This is a genomic window from Pseudomonas sp. GW821-FHT01D09 (genome assembly GCF_059422465.1).
In genome coordinates this window covers 64394-89794 of record NZ_JBWKWY010000022.1, presented here as the reverse complement: position 1 = coordinate 89794, position 25401 = coordinate 64394, and the positions used below count along the sequence as shown (strand labels likewise).

Here is a 25401-nt window from a genome sequence, read left to right as displayed (position 1 = left end):
GGCGGTGTGTCAGTCACCGGATGTGTTTACTGACACACCGCCATCGCGAGCAAGCCCGCTCCCACATTTAGGGCCGGTTTCACAGTAGACCTGCGTGGTCTTTGGGAGCTTTACCATGTTGAACACCGTGCTTCCCATCCTGCTGTTCGCCGCCCTGGGCCTGGCCGTCCTCGGCGCTGTGCGCCGGATGAACATGTGGCGCCGTGGCCGTGCCGCCAAGGTCGACCTGCTGGGCGGCCTGCTGGCCATGCCCAAGCGCTATAGGGTCGACCTGCACCACGTGGTCGCCCGCGACAAATACATCGCCAACACCCACGTCGCCACGGCCCTGGGCTTTGTGTTGTCGGCGTTGCTGGCGCTCCTGGTCCACGGCTTTGGCCTGCATAACCGCATCCTCGGCTACGCCTTGTTGCTGGCCTCGGTGCTGATGTTTGTGGGTGCCATCTTCGTCTATCTGCGCCGGCGCAACCCGCCGTCGCGGCTGTCCAAAGGTCCATGGATGCGCCTGCCGAAAAGCCTGATGGCGTTCTCGGTGAGCTTCTTCCTGGTGACGTTGCCGGTGGCCGGGCTCCTGCCTGCCGACTTCGGTGGCTGGCTGTTGGCCGCGCTGCTGGGGGTGGGCGTGCTGTGGGGTGTGTCGGAAATGTTCTTCGGCATGACCTGGGGCGGGCCAATGAAACATGCGTTTGCCGGTGCCCTGCACCTGGCCTGGCACCGCCGCGCCGAGCGCTTTGGCGGTGGCCGTTCCACCGGTCTGAAGCCACTGGACCTGAGCGACAAACGCGCGCCCCTGGGCGTGGAAAAACCCACGGATTTCACCTGGAACCAACTGCTGGGCTTCGACGCCTGCGTGCAGTGCGGCAAGTGCGAAGCCGCGTGCCCGGCGTTCGCTGCCGGCCAGCCACTGAACCCGAAAAAGCTGATCCAGGACATGGTGGTCGGCCTGACCGGTGGCACCGATGCCAAGTTCGCCGGCAGCCCTTACCCGGGCAAGGCCATCGGCGAGCACCGCGGCAACCCGCACCAACCGATCGTCAATGGCCTGGTGGACGCCGAGACCTTGTGGTCGTGCACCACCTGCCGCGCCTGTGTCGAAGAATGCCCGATGATGATCGAGCACGTAGACGCCATCGTCGATATGCGCCGCCACCTGACCCTGGAAAAAGGCGCGACCCCGAACAAGGGCGCCGAAGTCCTGGAGAACCTGATCGCCACCGACAACCCCGGCGGGTTTGCCCCGGGTGGGCGGATGAACTGGGCGGCGGATTTGAACCTGCCGTTGCTCGGCGACAAGAAGACAACTGACGTGCTGTTCTGGGTCGGCGACGGCGCCTTCGACATGCGTAACCAGCGCACCCTGCGCGCCTTCGTCAAAGTGCTGAAGGCGGCCAAGGTCGACTTCGCCGTACTGGGCCTGGAGGAGCGTGACAGCGGCGACGTGGCCCGGCGTCTGGGCGATGAGGCAACGTTCCAGCTGCTGGCCGCGCGCAATATCCAGACCCTGGCCAAGTACCGCTTCCAGCGCATCGTCACCTGCGACCCCCACAGTTTCCATGTGCTGAAAAACGAATACGGCGCCTTCGACGGCCACTACCAGGTGCAGCACCACAGCACCTACATGGCCGAACTGATCGACGCAGGCCTGCTGAACCTGGGCCAGCACAAAGGCAACAGCGTGACCTATCACGACCCGTGCTACCTGGGCCGCTATAACGGCGAGTATGAGGCACCGCGCCAAGTGCTGCGGGCGCTGGGGATCGAGGTCAAGGAGATGCAGCGTTCGGGTTTCCGTTCCCGTTGCTGCGGTGGCGGGGGCGGCGCGCCGATCACCGATATTCCCGGCAAGCAGCGCATCCCCGATATGCGCATGGACGACATCCGCGAGACCGGCGCCGAGCTGGTGGCCGTGGGTTGTCCACAGTGCACGGCGATGCTCGAAGGGGTGGTCGAGCCCCGCCCACTGATCAAGGACATTGCCGAGCTGGTGGCGGATGCCTTGCTCGAAGAGGCGGCACCGGTCAAGAACACACGCGTACCCGCGGAGGTTCACTGATGAGCGATATTATCCGCCGCGACCCACGGGCCGAATGGATTGCCCGCAACCGCTTGCACCCGCTGCATGCGGCGATGCAACCGGAGCAGCACAGCTGGATGGGGCCTAACGGCATCCTCCGTAAAAATGTGCATGGCATCGGTTTTGTCGGCCCCAACGGCATCAAGCGTATCGACCGCAGCGGCGCCCAGCAGGGCGGCGCGAGCAAACGTACAGCCGCGGTGCAAGTGCAGTTGCCGCTGCACCAGGTGCCTGCCCCGGCGTTCTACATCAACGTGGTGCCGGACATGGTCGGCGGCCGCCTGAGCAGCCACGACCGCGACTTGCTGGGCCTGGCCCGGCAACTGGCCGGCAGCGACGGCGCGGTGCTGGCGGTGGTATTTGGCGAGCATAAGGAGAGTGCCTTCGACACGGCCGGCGTGGACCGCCTGCTGGTGCTGGAGGGCAACGAATTCGACGGTTATTCACCGGAGCAGCGGGTGCAAGGCCTGCGGGCTGTGGATAACCAGTTCCGCCCGCGCCATTGGCTGCTGCCCGACAGCCGCAGCGGCGGTGGCGAACTGGGGCGACGCTTTGCCGCCAGCCTCAAGGAACGCCCGGCGACCCGGGTGTGGCAGATCAAGGGCCATGAGTGCATCGGCCGTGCCGGTGCGGGCCAGCAAGACCTGGCGCGAGCGCTGCCACGGCTGATCCTCGCGGCGGTGGAGTGTGCCGATCCGGTCAGCGAGACGCGCCATGCCGTGTTGCCGGTGGAGTTATCCACAACCCTGGCGCGCAGTTTGCCGCGTATCGAGGATTTGGGCGCGGTGGCGGTGGATCCCGGTGCGATCCCCATGGCCGAGGCCGAGTTTATTTTCTCCGGCGGCAATGGGGTCAAGGACTGGGACCTGTTCCACCAGACCGCCGCCGCCCTGGGCGCCACCGAAGGTGCGTCGCGGGTGGCGGTGGATGATGGCTTTATGGCCCGTGATCGCCAGGTCGGCGCCAGTGGTATCTGGGTCACTGCGCGGGTGTACGTGGCAGTGGGGATTTCCGGGGCGATCCAGCACCTGCAAGGCATCGGCGCCTGCGACAAGGTGGTGGCGATCAACCTCGATCCGGGTTGCGACATGATCAAGCGCGCTGACTTGTCGGTGATCGGCGACAGCGGTGACATTCTCCGGGCCTTGATCGCGGCGGTCCAGGCCCACCGCAACGGCGCCAAGCGCGATGCGGCTTAAACAAAGGATATGGCCATGACCACCCATGTAATCAGCCTGGTCTCCATAGGCGCCCACCCGACCTCCGGCCGGCCACGCCGCGCCGAACAGGATGCCCGCGCCGTCGAGCTGGGGTTGCAACTGGCTGGGGATAACCTGCAAGTGCTGCATGCCGGCGATATCGCCGAGCCGACCCTGCGCGCCTACCTGGGCATGGGGCTGGCGCAGTTACACGTGTTGGAACAACCGGCCGGCGCCGATGCCCTGCCAGTGCTCGGCGACTACCTGCGGGACGCTGGCGCCCAGGTGGTGCTCACCGGCAGCCAGGCCGAAACCGGCGAGGGCTCGGGCATGTTGCCGTTCCTGCTGGCCGAGCAGTTGGGCTGGCCGCTGATTGTCGGCCTGGCCCAGGTGGAGTCCATCGACAGCGGCGTAGCCCAGGTACTGCAAGCCCTGCCACGCGGCCAGCGGCGGCGCCTGAAGGTACGCCTGCCGTTTCTGGCCACGGTGGATAACGCCGGGCCCAAGCCACGGCAAAGCGCCTACGGCCCGGCCCAGCGTGGCGTGTTGCAGGAGCACGAGGTGCAGGTGGTGGACGATGAGTTATTCACAGGCGCCGTGCTGCAACCGGCCAAGCCTCGGCCCAAGCGGCTCAAGGTGATCAAGGCCAAGAGCGGCGCCGACCGCATGAAAGCTGCCACGGCCAAGGCCAGCGGCGGCGGGGGGCAGGTGCTCAAGGGGGTGAGCCCTGAGGCGGGGGCCGAGGCGATTCTCAAGCTGTTGGTCGAAGAGGGCGTGGTGCGCTGACCCTGTAGGAGCTGGCTTGCCTGCGATGCAGGCACCGCGGTTTTTCAGTTACACCCAGGTGATGCCATGCAGGCAAGCCAGCTCCCACAGGGTTTGCGGTGTTACCCACAATCCCTGTTAACCCAGCTGTGGATAACCTGTTCGCGGCTGTCCACACCCCATGTAAATCGTGCCCTGTAGCCCTCTGTACGAAAAACAACCAACCTAAGCGACGGTTTTTACTGGGCTTTTTCTGTGGATAAGGAAAAAGCCCGGGCCAGAGTTGCCCCCAAAGTCTGTTGGTGCTTCTGTGGATAAGATGTTCGCTACCCGCTACAGGCCATGTGGATAGAGGCTTGTAGTGAATTGGTTGAAATATGATCAATGTCGCCATTTCAATCGCTTTACGCGCGTAAAGCCTCGATTTTGCTCGGTTGCAGACGGTTTTCCACAGAACGGCCAAAGTTGCCCCCAAAGTCTGTTGGCGTTTCTGTGGATAAGGTGTTTGCGATCCTCTGGAGGCCATATAGAACGTGGTTTTCAAGCTAATGATTAAAAATTGATCAATGTTGGATAAAACCCGGTGCTTTGAATAAGTCACGGATTTTCTTGGTTTTATTTCGAGGGTAAAGGGGAGTTGCGCACAATTACTGTGGGTGGCTTTGTGGATAAGTTGTTGGGGGATGGCTGGAGGGCAGGACAGTAGTGGGCTGGAGCAGTGATGATCAATTTATGAACAGATAAAGAACCGATGTGGGAGCGGGGTTGCTCGCGATTACGGTGGGTCAGCCAACAAATCTGTGACTGATACACCGCAATCGCGGGCAAGCCCACTCCCACACAAGCCCCACAGTTTGATCTCTGTTGTGTCCGTTATTCGTGTGCGGCGACACCTTTAAGGTACGGCGCTGGCGCCGCTCCCAGGTTGTTGAGCATGCGCTCGCTGTACCAGTCCACAAAATTCACCACGCCAAATTCATAGGTCTTGGAGTAGGGCCCGGGCTGGTAAGCGGTGGAGTTGATCCCGCGCTGGTTCTCTTCGGCCAGGCGCCGGTCCTGGTCGTTGGTGGCGTCCCACACCTGGCGCATGCGCTCGACGTCGTAGTCCACACCTTCCACGGCGTCCTTGTGCACCAGCCACTTGGTGGTGACCATGGTTTCCTGGGCGCTGATCGGCCACACGGTGAAGACGATGATGTGATCGCCCATGCAGTGGTTCCACGAGTGCGGCAGGTGCAGGATGCGCATCGAACCCAAGTCGGGGTTCTGGATGCGGCCCATCAGTTTCTTGCAGCCCTGCTTGCCGTCCAGGGTCATGGACACGGTGCCCTTGAGCAGCGGCATGCGCACGATGCGGTTGCGCAGGCCGAAGCTGGCGTGGGCGTAGGGGATCTTCTCGGCGTCCCAGGCGGCGGCGGACGCGGCCACATGGTCCTTGAAGGCCTGGTCGGCCCGTGGGTCGGTGACGTCGTCCCATTCCAGCAGGGTTTTCAGCAACTCAGGGTGCGAGGCGTTGCAGTGGTAGCACTCGCGGTTGTTTTCCAGCACCAGTTTCCAGTTGGCTTTTTCAAACAAGGTGGTCTGGATCGCCACCTTGGTGTTTTCCATGTCATAGGGTTCCATGTAGTGGTTGAGCGTCGACAAAAAGTCATCAATGGCCGGCGGGTTCTCGGCCAGGCTGATGAAGATGTAGCCGCCGGCGGTCTTTACGTTCACCGGTTTTAGGCCGTACTGCTTCATGTCGAAGTCGGCGCCCATCTCGGTGCCGGCGAACAGCAGGCGCCCGTCCAGTTCGTAGGTCCACTGGTGGTAATGGCACACCAGCTTGGCGACCTTGCCCTTGTCACTGGTGCACAAGCGCGAGCCGCGGTGGCGGCAGACGTTGTGGAAGGCATGCACCACGCCTTCGGCGCCACGGATCACGATGATCGGGTTCTTGCCGATCTGCAGGGTCAGGTAGTTGCCCTTGCTGGGGATTTCGCAGGTCATGCCGGCGATCAACCATTCCTTCTGGAAGATCTCCTGCATATCGATATCGAACAGCCGCTGGTCCGAGTAAAACGGCTGGGGCAGCGAAAAAGTGCGCTCGCGCTCTTGCAGCATTTGCGCGGTGGCCTTGCGTGCGGGTTCCAGCGGATCGCCCAAGCTCAAGGTTGCGGTGACGTCCATCGTGTGTGTCCTCAAGGCCATTCTGTGTGGCCGCGATAAGTGGCTGATCAGGTTTGCAGCAAGGCGTAAAGAAAGCGTCGTTGTTGGCTGCGAGTGTGGGCCCGGCGATGCCCGCAACCTTATCCATTAACGACATGGCCCACTCTGTTCCCGACGCGCAACCCCAGTGGCATGGGGGCTGGTCGCGATAAGTATGCGAATGTCGCAGATAGGTAAATGGCAGGTTGCGGCCTTACGCAGAATCGCCAGCATCAAGCCGAACTACGGCCGTGGAGAACAGCATGTCCAACAGCTTCCTGAATCCTGTCACCACCCAGACCTGGGCCAATGGTCGGCACATTGTCCGTTGCGTCAAAGTCATCCAGGAAACCTGGGATGTGCGCACCTTCTGCTTTATGGCCGACCAGCCGATCCTGTTCTTTTTCAAGCCGGGGCAGTTCGTCACCCTGGAACTGGAGATCGACGGCCAACCGATCATGCGTTCATACACTATTTCCAGCTCGCCGTCGGTGCCCTACAGCTTCTCGGTGACCATCAAGCGCGTGCCGGGCGGTAAGGTTTCCAACTGGCTGCACGACACCCTGCATGAAGGCCAGGAGCTGGCGGTGCACGGGCCGGTCGGGCTGTTCAATGCCATCGACTTCCCAAGCCCGAAGGTGCTGTACCTCAGCGGCGGTGTCGGCATCACCCCGGTGATGTCCATGGCGCGCTGGTTCTACGACACCAACGCCAACGTTGACATGACGTTTATCCACAGCGCCCGTTCGCCCAAAGACATCATCTACCACCGCGAGCTGGAGCATATGGCGTCGCGGATCGATAACTTCAGCTTGCATCTGATCTGCGAGAAGCACGGCCTGGGCGAACCCTGGGCCGGTTATCGTGGGTACCTGAACCACAAGATGCTGGAATTGATGGTGCCGGACTTCCTTGAGCGTGAAGTGTTCTGTTGCGGCCCCACGCCGTACATGAATGCGGTCAAGCGCCTGCTGGAAGCCAATGGCTTCGACATGAGCCGTTACCACGAGGAGTCTTTCGGCGCCACGCCACCGGAAGCTCGGGCCGATGCGGTAGAACAGGCTGAGCAAGCTGCGGATGCGCCGGAAATCGACCTGGCGGATTTGCACCAGGTGGAATTTATCTCGTCGGGCAAAAGCATTCGTGTGGCGCCCGGGGAAACCGTGCATGCGGCGGCGGCCAAGCTCGGCCTGCTGATTCCCAAGGCCTGCGGGATGGGCATTTGCGGCACATGCAAGGTGATGAAGCTGGGCGGGGAAGTGGAGATGGAGCACAACGGCGGGATTACCGAGGAAGACGAAGCCGAAGGCTACATCCTGTCGTGCTGCAGTGTGCCGAAGGGTGATGTGCGGATCGAGTTCTAACCCCCCTGACAATCGTTCCCACGCTCTGCGTGGGAATGCCTCCTGGGACGCTCCGCGTCCCTTATGCGTGATGTGACGCGGAGCGTCACGGGCTGCGTTCCCACGCGGAGCGTGGGAACGATCTTCAAAGGGCGATGTGCGGATCGAGTTCTGCCCCCCTGACAATCGTTCCCACGCTCTGCGTGGGAATGCCTCCTGGGACGCTCCGCGTCCCTTGTGCGTGATGTGACGCGGAGCGTCACGGGCTGCGTTCCCACGCGGAGCGTGGGAACGATCTTCACGATCTTCAGGACCAGCACTGGATATCGATCAACCCCTCCATGCCCACATAGTTACGAGCACTGGAGTACCTCCAATGTTCAGCAAGGTCCACATAACCCCGCTTCACCGGGTTGTGGTGGATGTAATCAAGCTTCTGGCGCATCACCGCCTCGCTGTACACCAACTCGGCATGTGAGCCTTCCTGCCAGAGTTGATAAACCCGATCTACCTTGTGTGCACGTTTGCAAAAGCGCAGGCGGTGTAATACCCGTTCAGCGCCTTTGCGGTGCAGGTCATCGATGATGGTTCGAGCGGTGAAGGATTTGAATTGGCTGACGCATTTGTTCAGGTCAGGCGCCTGAGCGATGAAGTGCAGGTGGTTTTCCAGGATGACGTAGCCATACAGGCTAAGGGCATGGTGGTTTTGTTGATATCGCCAACAATCCAGGAGATGGCTGACGAGGTAGTCACGGGTGAACAGTGGTAGCCATTCCATGACGGTACACGTCAGGAAGTGTGGTTTTTCGGGTTCGGTGATGACGTAGCGGCTTCTACCCATAGGCTCATCCTTGAGGGACGCTGAGCGTCCTGAGAGGCATTCCCACGCGGAGCGTGGGAACGATCATCAGGAGTTAGCGAGCGTAGATATGAATTGCGAACTGTTCGCCTGAAGCTGTCGGTTCAAAGACTTTTTCGGTGATTCTCAAAGCCCTGCCAGGTTCCTGGATGATGTCACCGACTTTTGCCAGTTTCCTGAACTCATCCCAGCCGACGAGGGTGGTCGAGAGTGGGGTGTCACTTTGCAGGATGGTGCCGAAGCTTTGATTTTCCATGGTGTAGCCCTCTGCTGGATTTCCGTTTCCGGCCGATTATTCGGCAGGCAGTATGGCCCGGAAGGTGGCCTCTGCAGCGGCCATTTCCTTCCGGGTTCCAAGAGGCTAGACCATGCAATCCGGGTTTGAGGCTGTCAGAAATATCAAAAAACAGTCTCGGCAATCCGCCAGTATCCGTGGCCGGATCAGGGGCAGGTCGACCACCCGGATGAGATCAGGCGCCCATCACCTCACGAATATCCGCCGCCAGCTCACGCACCCGCTCTTCCTCGGTGTCCCACGCGCACATGAAGCGCGCGCCGCCCTTGCCGATGAAGGTGTAGAAGCGCCAGCCCTTGGCCGTCAAGGCGGCGATGGCCGGCTCCGAGAGTTGCAGGAACACGCCGTTGGCCTGCACCGGGAACATCAATTCCACACCGGGAATATCCGCCACCAGGCTGCTGAGCAACTGCGCGCAGTGGTTGGCGTGGCGCGCATGTTTGAGCCAGGCGTCGTGTTCCAGCAGGCCCACCCACGGTGCTGACAAAAAGCGCATTTTCGACGCTAACTGGCCGGCCTGTTTGCAGCGGTAGTCGAAGTCTTCCGCCAGCTTGTGGTTGAAGAACAGGATCGCTTCACCCACCGCCATACCGTTCTTGGTGCCGCCAAAACACAGCACGTCCACGCCGGCTTTCCAGGTCAGGTCCGCTGGCGAGCAGCCGAGGAAGGCGCAGGCATTGGAGAAGCGTGCGCCGTCCATATGCAGGTTCAGCCCCAGTTCCTTGCAGGTGGCGCTGATGGCGCGGATTTCAGCCGGGGTGTACACGCTGCCCACTTCGGTAGCCTGGGTCAGGGTCACGACGCGCGGCTTGGGGTAGTGGATATCCTGGCGCTTGAGGGCGATCTCGCGGATCGACTCGGGGGTCAGCTTGCCGTTTTCGGTGCGGGCGGTGAGCAGCTTGGAGCCGTTGGAGAAAAACTCCGGCGCGCCGCATTCGTCGGTCTCGACGTGGGCGGTTTCCGAGCAAATCACGCTATGGTAGCTCTGGCACAGGGAGGACAGGGCCAGGGAGTTGGCCGCTGTGCCGTTGAAGGCGAAGAATACTTCACAGTCGGTTTCAAACAGTTTACGGAAACCGTCGGCGGCGCGGTGGGTCCATTCATCGTCGCCATAGGCGCGCTGATGGCCCTGGTTGGCGAGTTCCATGGCGGCCCAGGCTTCCGGGCAGATACCGGAATAGTTGTCACTGGCAAATTGTTGGCTCTTGTCGGTCATGGCCCGTTCCTGTGGTCGATGTTGGTGCGCACTGTAACCAAGAATATCCGGCGGGCGCACGCACTGTTAATGCAAAGTCACTGGGGAATTATGCACGGTACTGAAACGATTCCTGTAAGGCGCGTGCGCGACGGCGCCCTCGACCTGCTCAAATGGCTGGCGCTCTTGAGCATGGTGCTGGACCACCTGCGCTATGTCGGTTTGAGCCTCGATGGCCTGTACGTGCCGGGGCGCCTGGCGTTCCCGTGGTTTTGCCTGGCGATTGCAGCCAATTTGCAGCGGGTCCGGGGTGCGCCTGTCACCGGGCAGTGGCGTTACCTGGGGTGGTTGTTGCTGTTTAGCGTGATCAGCGAGGTGCCGTATCGGCTGTTTATCGAGGATGCCGATACATTGAATGTGCTGCCGACCCTGGCGTTGGGTTTACTGGTTGCCCGGGGATGGCAGCAGAAGACGCTGTTTGATCGTGGATTGGCGCTGATTGCCTTGTTATTGGCGGCGCTATTTTCGTCGAATCTGATGTTCGGTTTTTTTGGTGTATTGCTGCCGTTGGCGATGCTGTTGGTGTTTAGTCGCCCCTGGTATTTCAGCGTGTTGCCGGGTTTGGTGTGTGTGGCGGCCAATCAATGGCAGGTATTGCTCGATAGCGGCAACCTCGTGGCGCTGCTCGGGTTGGCTACATGCCTGATTGCGCCATTGGCTGGGCGGGTCTTATTGCGACATGCCCAAGGCGCCTCGCCCCCGGCCATGCGCCGCTGGGCCTACGCCCTTTACCCCCTGCATTTCCTGCTGCTGCTACTCGTGCGCCAGATCATCGCCTAATCCTTGTGGGAGCAGGCAAGCCAGCTCCCACATTTGTTCAGTGGCGCTCATGCAATGTCGTAAACGCACCTTTGCGTGGCGTGCGCAGGCATTTGGTCGATTTGCGCCAGCCCTACCATCGCATCAAAGGGCCCTGCACGGGCCTCAACAATACGAAAGGCTGGGAGAGACGCGATGTTCAGCAAACAAGACCAGATCCAGGGATATGACGATGCACTGCTGGCGGCCATGAATGCCGAGGAGCAGCGCCAGGAAGATCATATCGAGCTGATCGCGTCGGAGAACTACACCAGCAAGCGCGTGATGCAGGCCCAGGGCAGCGGCCTGACCAACAAATACGCCGAAGGCTACCCGGGCAAGCGCTACTACGGTGGCTGCGAGCATGTGGATAAAGTCGAGGCCCTGGCCATCGAGCGCGCCAAGCAGCTGTTCGGCGCCGATTACGCCAATGTGCAGCCGCACTCCGGCTCGTCCGCCAACAGTGCGGTGTACCTGGCGCTGCTGAACGCCGGTGACACCATCCTCGGCATGAGCCTGGCCCACGGCGGCCACCTGACCCACGGCGCCAAGGTGTCGTCCTCGGGCAAGCTGTACAACGCAGTGCAGTACGGCATCAACACCGACACCGGGCTGATCGACTACGATGAAGTCGAGCGCCTGGCCGTGGAGCATCAGCCGAAGATGGTCGTTGCCGGCTTCTCCGCCTACTCCAAGACCCTGGATTTCCCACGCTTTCGCCAGATCGCCGACAAGGTCGGCGCGCTGCTGTTCGTCGATATGGCCCACGTCGCCGGCCTGGTGGCGGCGGGCCTGTATCCGAACCCGCTGCCCTACGCCGATGTGGTCACCACCACCACCCACAAGACCCTGCGCGGCCCCCGTGGCGGGCTGATTTTGGCCAAGGCCAACGAAGCGATTGAAAAGAAACTCAACGCCGCCGTATTCCCCGGCGCCCAGGGCGGCCCGCTGATGCATGTGATCGCCGGCAAGGCGGTGTGCTTCAAGGAAGCCCAGGAGCCTGGCTTCAAGGCTTACCAGCAACAGGTGATCGACAACGCCCAGGCCATGGCCGAGGTGTTTATCAAGCGCGGCTACGATGTGGTGTCCGGCGGCACCGATAACCACCTGTTCCTGGTCAGCCTGATCCGCCAGGGCCTGACCGGCAAGGACGCGGACGCCGCCCTCGGCCGCGCCCATATCACCGTCAACAAGAACGCCGTGCCCAATGACCCGCAGTCGCCGTTCGTGACCTCGGGCCTGCGTATCGGCACCCCGGCGGTGACCACCCGTGGTTTCAAGGTGGCGCAATGCGTGGAGTTGGCTGGCTGGATCTGCGACATCCTCGACAACCTCGGCGACGCCGATGTCGAGGCCAACGTGGCCAAGCACGTGTCTGCCCTGTGCGCGGATTTCCCGGTTTATCGCTGAGCGCGGTTTTGGAGTAATGCCTATGCAACGCTACTCGGGCTTCGGCCTCTTCAAACACTCCCTCAGCCACCACGAAAACTGGCAGAAGATGTGGCGCACGCCGACCCCGAAAAAGGTCTACGACGTGGTCATCGTCGGCGGTGGCGGGCATGGTCTGGCCACTGCTTACTACCTGGCCAAGGAACACGGCATCACCAACGTGGCGGTGGTCGAGAAAGGCTGGCTGGGCGGCGGTAACACCGCGCGCAACACCACCATCGTGCGTTCCAACTACCTGTGGGATGAGTCGGCGCATCTCTATGAGCATGCGATGAAGCTCTGGGAAGGGTTGTCCCAGGACCTGAACTACAACGTGATGTTCTCCCAACGGGGCGTGTACAACCTGTGCCACACCTTGCAGGACATCCGCGATTCCGAGCGCCGTGTCAGCGCCAACCGCCTCAACGGCGTGGATGGCGAGCTGCTTAATGCCAAGCAGGTCGCGGACGAGATCCCGTACCTCGACTGCTCGAAAAACACCCGCTACCCGGTACTGGGTGCCACCGTGCAACGGCGCGGCGGCGTGGCCCGTCATGATGCCGTGGCCTGGGGCTTTGCCCGTGCCGCCGACGCTCTGGGCGTGGACCTGATCCAGCAGACCGAAGTCATCGGCTTTCGCAAGGACAACGGCGTGTGCATCGGCGTGGAAACCAACAAGGGCTTTATCGGCGCCAAGCGCGTCGGGGTGGTCACCGCCGGTAACTCCGGGCACATGGCCTCGCTGGCCGGGTTCCGCCTGCCGATCGAGTCCCACCCGCTGCAAGCATTGGTGTCGGAGCCGATCAAGCCGATTATCGACAGCGTGATCATGTCCAACGCCGTGCACGGTTACATCAGCCAGTCCGACAAGGGCGACCTGGTGATCGGCGCCGGTATCGACGGCTATAACGGCTACGGCCAGCGCGGCTCGTACCCGGTGATCGAACACACCATCCAGGCCATCGTCGAGATGTTCCCGGTGCTCTCGCGGGTGCGCATGAACCGCCAGTGGGGCGGCATCGTCGACACCACGCCGGACGCGTGCCCGATCATCTCCAAGACCCCGGTCCCGAACATGTTCTTCAACTGCGGCTGGGGCACCGGTGGCTTCAAGGCCACCCCCGGTTCCGGCAACGTATTTGCCGCGAGCCTGGCCAAGGGTGAGATGCACCCGCTGGCGGCGCCTTTCTCCATCGACCGTTTCCACAACGGTGCGTTGATCGACGAACACGGCGCTGCGGCCGTCGCCCACTAACAGGAGAAATTCCCTATGTTGCATATCTTCTGTCCTCACTGTGGCGAACTGCGCTCCGAAGAGGAATTCCACGCTTCCGGCCAGGCGCATATCCCGCGCCCGCTGGACCCCAATGCCTGCACCGACGAGGAGTGGGGCGACTATATGTTTTTCCGCGATAACCCCCGTGGCCTGCACCACGAACTGTGGATCCATGCCGCCGGTTGCCGCCAGTACTTCAACGCCACCCGCGACACCCTGAGCTACGAAATTCTTGAAACCTACAAGATCGGCGAGAAGCCGCAATTCACCGCCAAGGCCTCTGGAGAGAAGGTATGAGCCAGATCAATCGCCTGTCCAACGGTGGCCGTATCGACCGTAATAAAGCCCTGACGTTTACCTTCAACGGCCAGAGCTACAAAGGCTTTGAAGGCGACACCCTGGCCGCTGCCCTGCTGGCTAATGGCGTGGATATCATCGGCCGCAGCTTCAAGTATTCGCGCCCGCGCGGCATCTTCGCCGCCGGCGCCGAAGAGCCGAACGCGGTGCTGCAGATCGGTGCCACCGAAGCCACGCAGATCCCCAACGTGCGCGCCACGCAACAGGCGCTGTACCAGGGCCTGGTCGCCACCAGCACCAACGGCTGGCCAAGCGTGAACAACGACATGATGGGCATCCTCGGCAAGGTCGGCGGCAAGCTGATGCCGCCGGGTTTCTACTACAAAACCTTCATGTACCCGCAATCGTTCTGGATGACCTACGAGAAGTACATCCGTAAGGCCGCCGGGCTGGGCCGCTCGCCGACCGAGAACGACCCGGACACCTATGACTACATGAACCGCCATTGCGATGTGCTGATCGTCGGCGCCGGGCCTGCGGGCCTGGCGGCGGCGCTGGCCGCTGCGCGCACTGGGGCGCGGGTGATCATCGCCGATGAGCAGGAAGAATTCGGCGGGTCGCTGCTCGACTCGCGCGAAAGCCTCGACGGCAAGCCGGCGGCCGAGTGGGTCGCCAGCGTGGTCGCTGAGCTCAAGGCCCTGCCGGACGTGGTGTTGCTGCCTCGCGCCACTGTCAATGGCTATCACGACCATAACTTCCTGACCATCCACGAGCGCCTCACCGACCACCTCGGCGACCGTGCGCCGATTGGCGTGGTGCGCCAGCGTATCCACCGGGTGCGTGCCAAGCGTGTGGTGCTGGCGACCGGCGCGTGCGAGCGTCCGCTGGTGTACGGCAATAACGATGTGCCGGGCAATATGCTCGCGGGCGCGGTCTCGACCTATGTGCGCCGTTATGGCGTGGCGCCGGGTAAAAAACTGCTGCTGTCGACCAACAACGATCACGCCTACCGTGTGGCGCTGGACTGGTTTGACGCCGGCCTTAGCGTGGTCGCGGTGGCCGATGCACGCCACAACCCACGCGGTGCGCTGGTGGAAGAGGCCCGCGCCAAAGGCATTCGCATCCTTACCGGCAGCGCCGTGATCGAAGCCCGTGGCAGCAAGCACGTCACTGGCGCCCGCGTGGCGGCCATCGACGTCAAAGCCCACACAGTCACCAGCCCTGGCGAGTGGCTGGACTGCGACCTGGTGGCCAGCTCCGGTGGCTACAGCCCGGTGGTGCACTTGGCTTCGCACCTGGGCGGCAAGCCGACCTGGCGTGAAGATATCCTCGGGTTTGTACCGGGCGAGGCACCGCAGAAACGCGTGTGTGTGGGCGGTATCAACGGCGTCTACGGCCTGGGTGATGCCCTGGCCGATGGTTTTGAAGGTGGCGTGCGCGCCGCCAGCGAAGCCGGGTTTGCCCCGGTGGAAGGTACGCTGCCCAAGGCCCTGACGCGCCTGGAAGAGCCGACCCTGGCGCTGTTCCAGGTGCCCCACGAGAAAGCCACTGCCCGGGCGCCCAAGCAATTTGTCGACCTGCAGAACGACGTCACCGCCGCCGCCATCGAACTGGCGACCCGCGAGGGCTTCGAGTCGGTGGAACACGTCAAGCGCTACACCGCGCTGGGCTTCGGCACCGACCAGGGCAAGCTGGGTAACGTCAACGGCCTGGCCATTGCTGCGCGCTCGCTGAACGTGAGCATCCCGCAGATGGGCACCACCATGTTCCGCCCCAACTACACACCAGTGACTTTTGGCGCCGTGGCAGGCCGGCACTGTGGGCATATCTTCGAGCCGGTGCGCTACACCGCGCTGCACGCCTGGCACGTGAAAAACGGCGCCGAGTTCGAGGATGTCGGCCAGTGGAAACGCCCGTGGTACTTCCCGCGCAACGGTGAAGACCTGCACGCGGCAGTCAAGCGCGAATGCCTGGCCGTGCGCGACAGCGTCGGCCTGCTGGATGCCTCGACCCTGGGCAAAATCGATATCCAGGGCCCGGATGCCCGCGAGTTCCTCAACCGCATCTACAGCAACGCCTGGACCAAGCTCGACGTGGGCAAGGCGCGCTACGGCCTGATGTGCAAGGAAGACGGCATGGTCTTCGACGACGGCGTGACCGCCTGCCTGGCCGACAACCACTTCCTGATGACCACCACCACTGGCGGCGCGGCGCGGGTGTTGCAGTGGCTGGAAATCTACCAGCAGACCGAATGGCCGGACCTCAAGGTGTACTTCACCTCGGTCACCGACCACTGGGCGACCATGACCCTGTCCGGGCCCAACAGCCGCAAGCTGTTGAGCGAGGTCACCGATATCGACCTGGACAAGGACGGCTTCCCGTTCATGACCTGGAAAGAAGGCTTGGTGGGCGGCGTGCCGGCGCGGGTGTTCCGCATCTCGTTTACCGGTGAGCTGTCGTATGAAGTCAACGTGCAGGCCGACTACGCCATGGGCGTGCTGGAGCAGATCGTCGAGGCCGGCAAACAGTACAACCTGACCCCGTATGGCACCGAGACCATGCACGTGCTGCGGGCCGAGAAGGGGTTCATCATCGTCGGGCAAGACACCGATGGTTCGATGACCCCGGATGACCTGAACATGGGCTGGTGTGTAGGCCGTACCAAACCGTTTTCGTGGATCGGCTGGCGTGGGATGAATCGCGAGGATTGCGTGCGTGAAGAGCGCAAGCAACTGGTGGGCTTGAAGCCGATTGATCCGAAGGTGTGGCTGCCAGAGGGCGCGCAACTGGTGCTTGATCCGAAGCAGAGCATTCCGATGAAGATGGTCGGTCATGTCACTTCCAGCTATGCCCACAACTCCCTCGGCTATTCGTTTGCGATGGCGGTGGTCAAGGGCGGCTTGAAGCGTATGGGCGAGCGGGTGTTCTCGCCCCAGGCCGATGGCAGCGTGATCGAGGCCGAGATTGTGTCTTCGGTGTTCTTTGACCCGAAAGGCGAGCGGCAGAACATCTGACACCTGATCATTCCCACGCTCCGCGTGGGAATGCATCCCGGGGCGCTCTGCGCCCCAAGAGCGGACGCAGAGCGTCCATGGCGGCATTCCCACGCAGAGCGTGGGAACGATCAAATTCAACACAGGTGTTTTATGACCGCAGCCAATGTGTACCAACAACGCCCCACCACCGGCGCCAAGGCCGAGTCGTCGCTGCACCATGCCGACCTCGCCAGCCTGGTAGGCAAGGGCCGCAAGAACGCCGGTGTGACCGTGCGTGAAAAGAAACTGCTGGGCCACCTGACCATTCGTGGCGATGGCCATGACGCAGCTTTCGCCGCCGGCGTGCACAAGGCCCTGGGTATCGAATTGCCCGGCGCGTTGCAAGTCATCGTCAAGGGTGAAACCAGCCTGCAATGGCTGGGCCCGGATGAGTGGTTGCTGGTAGTGCCAGGCGGTGAGGAATTTGCCGCCGAGAAAAGCTTGCGTGAGGCGCTGGGTGATTTGCACATCCAGGTCGTCAACGTCAGTGGCGGCCAGCAGATCCTCGAACTCAGCGGCCCGAACGTGCGTGACGTGCTGATGAAGTCCACCAGCTACGACGTGCACCCCGACAACTTCCCGGTGGGCAAGGCGGTGGGCACGGTGTTCGCCAAGTCGCAGCTGGTGATCCGTCATACCGCGCAAGACACCTGGGAACTGGTGATTCGCCGCAGCTTCTCGGACTACTGGTGGTTGTGGTTGCAGGATGCCTCGGCCGAGTATGGCCTGAATGTCCAAGCCTGATGACGGACGCAGAGCGTCCATGGCGGCATGCCCACGCAGAGCGTGGGAACGATCAAGGAGTTACCTAGAATGAGCCGCGCACCCGATACATGGATTTTGACCGCCGACTGCCCCAGCGTGCTCGGCACGGTGGACGCGGTCACCCGCTATCTGTTCGAGCAGGGCTGCTACGTCACCGAGCACCATTCGTTCGATGACCGCCTCTCGGGGCGCTTTTTTATCCGTGTGGAATTCCGCCAACCCGATGGCTTCGACGAGCAAGGCTTTCGCGATGGCCTGGCCACCCGTGGTGAAGCCTTTGGCATGATTTTCGAGCTGACGGCGCCGAACTACCGGCCAAAAGTGGTGATCATGGTGTCCAAGGCCGATCACTGCCTCAACGACCTGCTGTACCGCCAGCGCATTGGCCAACTGTCGATGGACGTGGTCGCAGTGGTGTCCAACCACCCCGATCTCAAGCCATTGGCCGACTGGCACCAGATTCCCTACTACCATTTCCCCCTCGACCCCAACGACAAACCGTCCCAGGAGCGCCAGGTGTGGCAAGTGATTGAAGAGGCGGGTGCCGAGCTGGTGATCCTTGCGCGCTATATGCAAGTGCTGTCGCCGGAGCTGTGCCGCAAGCTCGACGGCAAGGCGATCAATATCCATCACTCGTTGCTGCCGGGGTTCAAGGGCGCCAAGCCGTATCACCAGGCGTACAACAAGGGGGTGAAGTTGGTCGGCGCCACCGCGCACTACATCAACAACGACCTGGACGAAGGCCCGATCATCGCCCAGGGCGTGGAGGTGGTGGACCACAGTCATTACCCAGAGGATTTGATTGCCAAGGGGCGGGATATCGAAGGCCTGACCTTGGCGCGTGCGGTGGGGTATCACATTGAGCGGCGGGTGTTTTTGAACGCCAATAGAACGGTGGTGCTCTGACTGACGCCATCGCAGGCAAGCCAGCTCCCACAGGGTGATGTGTGAATGTGGGAGCGGGCTTGCCCGCGATGAGGCCCTTACTAACAACGCAAAAACAGCATCTGTAACCCGAGCACTTAAACGCGCTGCCCACCCAAAGGGGCACCGCAGTTCCATAAAAACAACAGCGAGGTGAAAGCATGTCTGGTAATCGTGGTGTCGTGTATCTCGGCAACGGTCAGGTCGAAGTACAGAAAATCGACTATCCCAAAATGCAGGACCCCCGTGGCAGGAAGATTGAGCACGGCGTCATCCTGCGCGTGGTCTCCACCAATATCTGCGGCTCCGACCAGCATATGGTGCGCGGCCGCACCACTGCCCAGACCGGCCTGGTGCTCGGTCACGAAATCACCGGCGAGGTGATCGAGAAGGGCAGCGACGTCGAGAACCTCAAGCTCGGCGACCTGGTGTCGGTGCCCTTCAACGTTGCCTGTGGCCGCTGCCGCTCGTGCAAGGAGCAACACACCGGCGTGTGCCTGACCGTCAACCCGGCCCGTGCCGGTGGCGCCTACGGCTACGTGGACATGGGCGACTGGACCGGCGGCCAGGCCGAGTATGTGCTGGTGCCGTATGCCGACTTCAACCTGCTCAAACTGCCGGATCGCGACAAGGCCATGGAGAAAATCCGCGACCTGACCTGCCTTTCCGACATCCTGCCCACCGGTTATCACGGTGCCGTTACCGCCGGCGTTGGCCCCGGCAGCACCGTGTACATCGCCGGCGCCGGTCCCGTGGGCCTGGCGGCGGCCGCTTCGGCGCGTTTGCTGGGCGCGGCGGTGGTGATCATCGGCGACGTCAACCCGATCCGCCTGGCCCACGCCAAGGCCCAGGGCTTTGAAATCGCCGACCTGTCCCAGGACACGCCGCTGCACGAGCAGATCGCCGCGCTGCTGGGCGAGCCGGAAGTGGACTGCGCCGTCGATGCCGTGGGCTTTGAAGCCCGTGGGCATGGGCATGAAGGGGCCAAGGCTGAAGCCCCGGCCACGGTGCTCAACTCATTGATGGGCGTGGTGCGCGTGGCGGGCAAGATCGGTATCCCCGGCCTGTATGTCACCGAAGATCCAGGGGCGGTGGACGCGGCGGCGAAAATGGGCAGCCTGAGCATCCGTTTTGGCCTGGGTTGGGCCAAATCCCACAGCTTCCACACCGGCCAGACCCCGGTGATGAAGTACAACCGCCAGTTGATGCAGGCGATCATGTGGGACCGCATCAATATCGCCGAGATCGTGGGGGTGCAGGTGATCAGCCTGGATGATGCACCGCGTGGGTACGGCGAGTTCGATGCCGGTGTGCCGAAGAAGTTTGTGATTGACCCGCACAAGCTGTTCAGCGCGGCGTAATCCAGGCAACACCTACCTAATGTGGGAGCTGGCTTGTGTGGGAGCCGGGCTTGCCCGCGATGCAGGCACCTCGGTTATTCAGTTAGACCGGGGTGATGCTATCGCAGGCAAGCCAGCTCCCACACAAGCCAGCTCCCACATTGGTTTTAGGGTGTTTGAGGTTTAGCGGATCGCCAGCGCGCCCTGATACACCGTCGGGCCGGTAGGCTGCTTGCTCACCGAGCCACCCTTGGTTTCCGAGCTCACCATCAACTCCACCGGCTGGCTGATGGTTTCCTGCTGGCGTGGGTTGAGGCCGATGATGCCTTTGCCGTCTTCCGGCAACAGGCCCAAAGACACCGGTGTGCCGCCGGCCGGCAGGGCCCACAGTTCGAGGCTGCGGTCCGGTTCCGGGGCGGTGGTGGCGATCGGTTGGACCTCCAGGTAATCCTTGTGCGCCATGATCTGCGCAGCCGGTTGTTGGGTGGTGCTGACCAGGGTCGCGGCGGACTTGACGCTGTCCTGGGTGTAGAGCGCGCCGCCGATACCGGCAACCACCACCACGCAGGCGCCGATAAACAGGCGCGGGCGGGTCCAGAATGAGGGCTTGTGCTCGATCACTGGAGGTTGGGACGCAGTCATAAGGCTCTTCCTGACAAGTTTTGTAGTGTGTTGATTGACCCTGTGGCGGGCGATGGGTTCCTAGTGGCAGTTTGATGGTGTGGGCTTTCGGGGCTTTCCTGAACAAATCTGTGACGTGGAACAAGCGGCTGGATGCTCAGTCAAACGGCTGCTTTAGCTCCTACACCTACGAGGTTGTCTCGATGAAGATTTCACGCGGTTTTGCCCTGTCCTGCCTCCTGAGCGTGGCGGCCAGCCCGGTATTTGCAGCAGGTTTTAGCCTGGGCGATGTGGCCAACGCCGTTTCCGGCGCCCAGGGCACCAACAAGGCCGCCGCTGCGGCGCCGAGCTCACAAACCGCCGGCTTGCTGGGGGCACTGACCAAGCAGTTGAATGTCACTCCCGAGCAAGCCATCGGCGGCACCGGTGCGATGCTGGGCCTGGCCAAGAACCAACTCAGCAGCACTGATTATTCGCAGTTGGGCAAAAGCGTACCGGGCCTGGACAAGCTGTCGGGCAACAACGCATTGGGCAGCCTCGGTGCCCTGAGCGGCCTGCTCGGCCAGAACGGTGGCAGCAAGACCAGCGGCCTGGACAGTGTGCTGGGTAACGTCAAGGACACCAACGACCTGAACACCGCCTTCAGCGCCCTGGGCATGGACAGCGGCATGATCGGCCAGTTTGCCCCGGTGATCCTGCAATACCTGGGCGGGCAGGGTGCCAACACTTCTGTACTGGGCAAGCTTGCTGGCATCTGGGGGGCTGGGAGCTGAGAGATACGTGGGTGTGAGGGGGGCAGGGAACTGATTGGTTGGTCCGAGCCACTGATCAATACCCGCCTGGAACCCAGCGCTCTCCAGCTCCCGTGAGGGCACGCCAGGATGGGTGTTATTCCCTTTATGGAGATCTTTCAATGAGCGATTCAACAATATCATCGCGCAATTTAAACCCAGCATTTTGGCAACGCGAGGGTGCCGACAGCAAAATGACCAAGGAGGAGGCTGAGAAGGCCACCGGTATGAAGTTCATGACTTATTCCGAAATGGCAGGCGGCAAAAAACCTGAAGCCGAGACGGGTAGCGCCTCCGGCGGTGTGCAGGCCTCTGCTGGCGTCGGCGATGTCAGTTTCAGCGCAGGCAACAGTGCTTCGATCTCGTTTTAAGTGCGTGAGCTCGCCAGGCCTGGCCCTGGCGGCGGCGAGTCAGCGGATGAGCTCATCAATGCGCGCATCCTTCTCCATCCAGAGCTGGTTGACCCAGCTCTGGACGCTCTGGCGAAACGCCGGGTCCTTCTCGTAATCCCCCTGCCACAATGCGGGATCCAGCTCGCGGGTGCGGATATCGACAATTACCCGGGGCACCGCGCCACTGATCAAATCCCAGAACCCTGGAGTCTTCTCCTGTGGATACACCACGGTCACGTCGAGGATCGCATCCAGCTGTTCGCCCATCGCTGCCAGTACAAACGCCACGCCACCGGCCTTGGGCTTGAGCAGGTGGGTGAAGGGTGATTGCTGCTGGGCCCGCTTGGCCTCGGTAAAGCGTGTGCCTTCCAGGTAGTTGACCACCGTCACCGGCTGGCGCTTGAACAACTCGCAGGCCTGTTTGGTGATCTTCAGGTCCTGGCCCGCCAGTTCCGGGTGCCTGGCCAGGAATGCCTTGCTGTAGCGCTTCATGAACGGGTAATCCAGGGCCCACCAGGCCAGGCCCAGGAACGGCACCCAGATCAGTTCCTTTTTCAGGAAGAACTTGAAGAACGGCGTGCGCCGGTTGAGGGTCTGGATCAGCGCCGGGATATCCACCCAGGATTGATGGTTGCTGATCACCAGGTACGAGGTATCGACCCGCAACCCGGTGTCGCCGCGAATATCCCATTGGGTGGGAATGCACAGGGCAAAGATCAGCTTGTCGAGCTCGGCCCAGGTCTCGGCAATCCACATCACGGCCCAGGAGGCGTAATCGCGTGAGCGTCCGGGCGCCACCAGCTTGAGCAGGGCGAAGACCATCAGGGGGCCGATCAGGATCAGCGTGTTGAGTAACAGCAGCAGTGTGACAAAACAGCCGGTGAGCAGGCGGCGCATAAGGAACTCTTGCAAGCGGGTGGACGGGCCATGATAAGCAGCTTGAGTCTAGAGGCCAAATCGCAATTCACCTGACGAATGTTTCACGTTGTGTTGCGTAGGCTGGGGCATGATCCAACTTCGGGCTGTATTTGCAGTCTAGTATTGGCCTACTTACTTCAAGGAATCCCCCTAAGTGAAATATCTCCTTGCCCTGTCAGCCCTTATTGCCCTGCCGGTGATGGCCGCCGAGCCGACCCTGTACGGGCGCTACGAATATATTCAGTTGCCGGAAATCGGCGAGACCTTCAAGGCCAAGATGGACACCGGCGCGCTGACCGCTTCGCTGTCGGCGCGTGATATCGAAACCTTTACCCGTGATGGCGAGGACTGGGTGCGCTTTCGCCTCAGCGGCAAGGATATGAGTAACAAGGTCTACGAACACAAAGTGGCGCGCATCAGCAAGATCAAGAACCGCGCCGACGAAGACGAAGACAAGGAAGACACCAGCGTGGCCAAGCGCCCGGTGGTAGAGCTGGAAATGTGCCTGGGCAAGGTCAAGCGCACGGTGGAGGTCAACCTGACCGACCGCAGCAGCTTCAACTACCCGCTGCTGATCGGCGCCAAGGCCCTGCGCGAGTTCGGCGCCGCAGTGAACCCGGCCCGCCGCTATACCGCCGACAAGCCTGGCTGCTGATTGACGCCGCACCAGGCATGGGGCACCGTTCACCTTTAGCTCCCAGTGCTCGGACGCCATGCCCCATATCCTGATTGTCGAAGACGAAGCGGCCATAGCCGATACCCTGATTTTTGCCCTGCAGGGCGAGGGTTTTACCACCACCTGGCTGACCCTCGGCCAGTCTGCCCTGGAGCATCAACGGCAAACCCCGGCGGACTTGCTGATCCTGGATATCGGCCTGCCGGACATCAGCGGCTTTGAAACCTGCAAGCAACTGCGCCGCTTTAGCGAAGTACCGGTGATGTTCCTCAGTGCCCGCGACGGCGAGATCGACCGGGTGGTGGGCCTGGAAATCGGCGCCGACGACTATGTGGTCAAGCCCTTCAGCCCACGGGAAGTGGCGGCGCGGGTCAAGGCGATCCTCAAGCGCGTGGCACCGGTGGCAGCGCCGGCCAGCGGCGGGCTGTTCCAGGTGGATCACGAGCGGGTGCAGATCCAGTATCGTGGCCAGCCACTGGGCCTGACCCGCCATGAATTCCGCCTGCTCAACTGCCTGCTGGAGCAGCCCGAACGGGTGTTCAGCCGCGAGCAACTGCTGGATGCCGTCGGCGTGGCCGCCGATGCCGGCTACGAGCGCAATATCGACAGCCATATCAAAAGCCTGCGCAGCAAGTTGCGTGGCGTGGCCGCCGAGGCCGAGCCGATCCAGACCCATCGCGGCCTGGGCTACAGCTACAGCCCGAGCCACGCCTGATGCGCCTGGGGCTGCGGATTTTCCTGGTGTATGCGCTGTTTATCGGCCTCACCGGCTACTTTGTGCTCAACACGGTGATGAAGGAAATCCGCCCCGGCGTGCGCCAGTCCACCGAGGAAACCCTGGTGGACACCGCCAACCTGCTGGCGGAAATCCTGCGCGATGACGTGAATAACGGCACCCTCGGCCAAAGCCACTGGCCCACCGTGCTTAAGGCCTACGGCGAGCGCCAGCCGGGCGCAACCATCTGGGGCCTGGCGAAGAATCAGGTCAACCACCGCATCTATGTGACGGACGCCAAGGGCGTTGTATTGCTGGACTCCAGCGGTACGGCAGTGGGCCAGGACTACTCGAAATGGAACGATGTGTACCTGACCCTGCGCGGCGAGTACGGCGCCCGTTCGACCCGCAGCGAGGCCGATGACCCGGCGTCGTCGGTGATGCACGTGGGCGCGCCGATCCGCGATAACGGGCAGATCATTGGTGTGGTCACCGTGGCCAAGCCCAACAGCTCGCTGCAGCCCTATGTCGACCGTACCGAGCGCCGCCTGTTGTGGTATGGCGCCGGTCTGGTGGCGCTGGGCCTGTTGCTGGGGGCGCTGTTGTCCTGGTGGTTGAGCGCCGCGCTACGGCGCCTGACCACCTATGCCCAGGCGGTCAGCGAAGGGCGCCGCGCCGAGTTGCCGCACTATCGCGGCGGTGAACTGGCGCAGTTGTCCACCGCGGTGGAGCACATGCGCACACAACTGGAAGGCAAGGCCTACGTCGAGCGTTATGTACACACCCTGACCCATGAATTGAAAAGCCCGTTGGCGGCGATTCGTGGCGCGGCGGAGCTGTTGCAGGGGGAAATGACCCCGGCCCAGCAGCAGCGGTTTGTCGGCAATATCGCCAGCGAAAGCGCGCGTTTGCAGCAGTTGATCGAGCGCCTGCTGAACCTGGCCCAGGTCGAGCAGCGCCAGGGGCTGGAGCAGCAAATCCCGGTGCCTTTGGCCGCCTTGGTCGATGAGGTGCTCAAGGCGCAATGCGCGCGGATCGAGCAGGCCGGGTTGCAGGTCGAACGCCTGATCGAAGCCGACGTAAAACTATTTGGCGAGCCGTTTCTGCTGCGCCAGGCCCTGGGCAATCTGCTGGAGAACGCCCTGGACTTCACCCCGCCCGGCGGCACGCTGCGTTTTAGCGCCCAGGTTCGGCATCACGCTGTGGATGTGCGCCTGTTCAACCAGGCCGAGCCGATCCCCGAATACGCCCTGCCACGCCTGAGCGAGCGCTTCTACTCCCTGCCGCGCCCGACCAGCGGGCGCAAGAGCACCGGCCTGGGCCTGAATTTTGTCGAGGAAGTGATGAAACTGCACGGCGGCTCATTGCAGATCGGCAACGTGCCGGGGGGCGTGGAGGCGGTGCTGCATCTCCACACAGTCTCCACATTGCCCTCATAAATCCCCCAC

At 62.2% G+C, this 25401-nt stretch carries 23 protein-coding genes; 17 read left to right on the top strand and 6 right to left on the bottom strand.

Annotated features, from left to right (window positions below):
• The first annotated feature begins 115 nt into the window (after positions 1–115).
• From dgcB to etfB, 3 genes are read left to right on the top strand one after another with little or no spacing between them, the layout of a single operon-like run.
• Positions 116–2053, top strand: coding sequence for a dimethylglycine demethylation protein DgcB (gene dgcB, locus AC07W7_RS18810; RefSeq protein WP_495039883.1), 1938 nt, complete (start codon positions 116–118; stop codon positions 2051–2053).
• Positions 2053–3273: an electron transfer flavoprotein subunit alpha gene (gene etfA, locus AC07W7_RS18805; protein ID WP_495039882.1), complete on the top strand. Its 1221-nt coding sequence runs from the start codon at positions 2053–2055 to the stop codon at positions 3271–3273. The genes dgcB and etfA overlap by 1 nt, the downstream gene beginning before the upstream one ends.
• A gap of 15 nt (positions 3274–3288) precedes the next feature.
• A complete protein-coding gene (gene etfB / locus AC07W7_RS18800) occupies positions 3289–4059 on the top strand; it encodes an electron transfer flavoprotein subunit beta (protein WP_099168665.1) in 771 nt (256 codons plus the stop codon).
• 852 nt (positions 4060–4911) lie between these two features.
• Here etfB and gbca read toward each other — a convergent pair.
• Entirely contained in the window at positions 4912–6207 is a 1296-nt protein-coding gene (gbca, locus tag AC07W7_RS18795; protein ID WP_076962300.1) for a glycine betaine monooxygenase oxygenase subunit, read from the bottom strand.
• Positions 6208–6488: 281 nt separating this feature from the next.
• On the opposite strand from gbca, the gene gbcB reads away from it, so the two are divergent.
• Positions 6489–7589 (top strand): glycine betaine monooxygenase reductase subunit, encoded by a 1101-nt coding sequence (gbcB, locus tag AC07W7_RS18790; RefSeq protein ID WP_076962299.1) that lies wholly within the window; start codon positions 6489–6491, stop codon positions 7587–7589.
• Between the two features lie 286 nt (positions 7590–7875).
• Here the strand turns inward: gbcB and AC07W7_RS18785 are convergent, their stop codons facing one another.
• From AC07W7_RS18785 to AC07W7_RS18775, 3 genes are all read right to left on the bottom strand, one after another.
• The gene (locus AC07W7_RS18785; protein WP_495039881.1) at positions 7876–8409 is read right to left on the bottom strand and encodes an REP-associated tyrosine transposase; all 534 of its coding nucleotides are present in this window, start codon (positions 8407–8409) and stop codon (positions 7876–7878) included.
• A 73-nt stretch (positions 8410–8482) separates the two neighbouring features.
• Positions 8483–8683 carry a hypothetical protein gene (locus AC07W7_RS18780; protein ID WP_495039880.1) on the bottom strand — a complete coding sequence of 67 codons (201 nt, stop codon included), beginning with the start codon at positions 8681–8683 and terminating at the stop codon, positions 8483–8485.
• Between the two features lie 214 nt (positions 8684–8897).
• Positions 8898–9938 (bottom strand): threonine aldolase family protein, encoded by a 1041-nt coding sequence (locus AC07W7_RS18775; protein ID WP_076962296.1) that lies wholly within the window; start codon positions 9936–9938, stop codon positions 8898–8900.
• Between the two features lie 90 nt (positions 9939–10028).
• Here AC07W7_RS18775 and AC07W7_RS18770 point away from each other — a divergent pair, with 90 nt between their 5' ends.
• The 8 genes from AC07W7_RS18770 to fdhA all read left to right on the top strand — a co-directional run bounded on the left by AC07W7_RS18770 (position 10029) and on the right by fdhA (position 19861).
• On the top strand, positions 10029–10757 hold the full coding sequence (locus AC07W7_RS18770; RefSeq protein WP_197882451.1) for a TraX family protein: 729 nt from the start codon (positions 10029–10031) through the stop codon (positions 10755–10757).
• Between the two features lie 174 nt (positions 10758–10931).
• Positions 10932–12185: a serine hydroxymethyltransferase gene (locus AC07W7_RS18765; protein WP_076962294.1), complete on the top strand. Its 1254-nt coding sequence runs from the start codon at positions 10932–10934 to the stop codon at positions 12183–12185.
• Positions 12186–12207: 22 nt separating this feature from the next.
• Complete coding sequence (locus AC07W7_RS18760; RefSeq protein WP_076962293.1) at positions 12208–13458, top strand: sarcosine oxidase subunit beta; 1251 nt, start codon at positions 12208–12210, stop codon at positions 13456–13458.
• 15 nt (positions 13459–13473) lie between these two features.
• Positions 13474–13776 (top strand): sarcosine oxidase subunit delta, encoded by a 303-nt coding sequence (locus AC07W7_RS18755; RefSeq protein ID WP_076962292.1) that lies wholly within the window; start codon positions 13474–13476, stop codon positions 13774–13776.
• A complete protein-coding gene (locus AC07W7_RS18750) occupies positions 13773–16790 on the top strand; it encodes a sarcosine oxidase subunit alpha (RefSeq protein ID WP_495039879.1) in 3018 nt (1005 codons plus the stop codon). Before AC07W7_RS18755 ends, AC07W7_RS18750 begins: the two co-directional genes overlap by 4 nt.
• 132 nt (positions 16791–16922) lie before the next feature.
• Entirely contained in the window at positions 16923–17555 is a 633-nt protein-coding gene (locus AC07W7_RS18745; protein WP_495039878.1) for a sarcosine oxidase subunit gamma, read from the top strand.
• A gap of 69 nt (positions 17556–17624) precedes the next feature.
• A complete protein-coding gene (purU, locus tag AC07W7_RS18740; protein ID WP_029296961.1) occupies positions 17625–18482 on the top strand; it encodes a formyltetrahydrofolate deformylase in 858 nt (285 codons plus the stop codon).
• Between the two features lie 179 nt (positions 18483–18661).
• Positions 18662–19861: a formaldehyde dehydrogenase, glutathione-independent gene (gene fdhA / locus AC07W7_RS18735; RefSeq protein ID WP_076962289.1), complete on the top strand. Its 1200-nt coding sequence runs from the start codon at positions 18662–18664 to the stop codon at positions 19859–19861.
• A gap of 162 nt (positions 19862–20023) precedes the next feature.
• Here the strand turns inward: fdhA and AC07W7_RS18730 are convergent, their stop codons facing one another.
• Positions 20024–20482: an anti-sigma factor domain-containing protein gene (locus tag AC07W7_RS18730; protein ID WP_495039877.1), complete on the bottom strand. Its 459-nt coding sequence runs from the start codon at positions 20480–20482 to the stop codon at positions 20024–20026.
• Positions 20483–20664: 182 nt separating this feature from the next.
• Between AC07W7_RS18730 and AC07W7_RS18725 the strand changes: the two genes are divergently transcribed.
• Both AC07W7_RS18725 and AC07W7_RS18720 read left to right on the top strand, forming a co-directional pair.
• Positions 20665–21234, top strand: a complete 570-nt coding sequence (locus tag AC07W7_RS18725; protein ID WP_076962329.1) for a DUF2780 domain-containing protein — start codon at positions 20665–20667, stop codon at positions 21232–21234.
• A gap of 140 nt (positions 21235–21374) precedes the next feature.
• Positions 21375–21623, top strand: a complete 249-nt coding sequence (locus AC07W7_RS18720; protein ID WP_076962287.1) for a hypothetical protein — start codon at positions 21375–21377, stop codon at positions 21621–21623.
• 39 nt (positions 21624–21662) lie between these two features.
• Here the strand turns inward: AC07W7_RS18720 and yihG are convergent, their stop codons facing one another.
• Positions 21663–22541, bottom strand: coding sequence for a 1-acylglycerol-3-phosphate O-acyltransferase, YihG family (yihG, locus tag AC07W7_RS18715; protein ID WP_495039876.1), 879 nt, complete (start codon positions 22539–22541; stop codon positions 21663–21665).
• Between the two features lie 175 nt (positions 22542–22716).
• Here yihG and rloA2 point away from each other — a divergent pair, with 175 nt between their 5' ends.
• Genes rloA2 through creC form a run of 3 tightly spaced genes read left to right on the top strand, consistent with a single transcriptional unit; the run spans position 22717 to position 25392 of the window.
• Positions 22717–23217 carry a retropepsin-like aspartic peptidase RloA2 gene (gene rloA2, locus AC07W7_RS18710; protein WP_076962285.1) on the top strand — a complete coding sequence of 167 codons (501 nt, stop codon included), beginning with the start codon at positions 22717–22719 and terminating at the stop codon, positions 23215–23217.
• Between the two features lie 58 nt (positions 23218–23275).
• Positions 23276–23953 (top strand): two-component system response regulator CreB, encoded by a 678-nt coding sequence (creB, locus tag AC07W7_RS18705; RefSeq protein ID WP_076962284.1) that lies wholly within the window; start codon positions 23276–23278, stop codon positions 23951–23953.
• Entirely contained in the window at positions 23953–25392 is a 1440-nt protein-coding gene (creC, locus tag AC07W7_RS18700) for a two-component system sensor histidine kinase CreC (RefSeq protein WP_495039875.1), read from the top strand. The genes creB and creC overlap by 1 nt, the downstream gene beginning before the upstream one ends.
• The last annotated feature ends 9 nt before the right edge of the window (positions 25393–25401 follow it).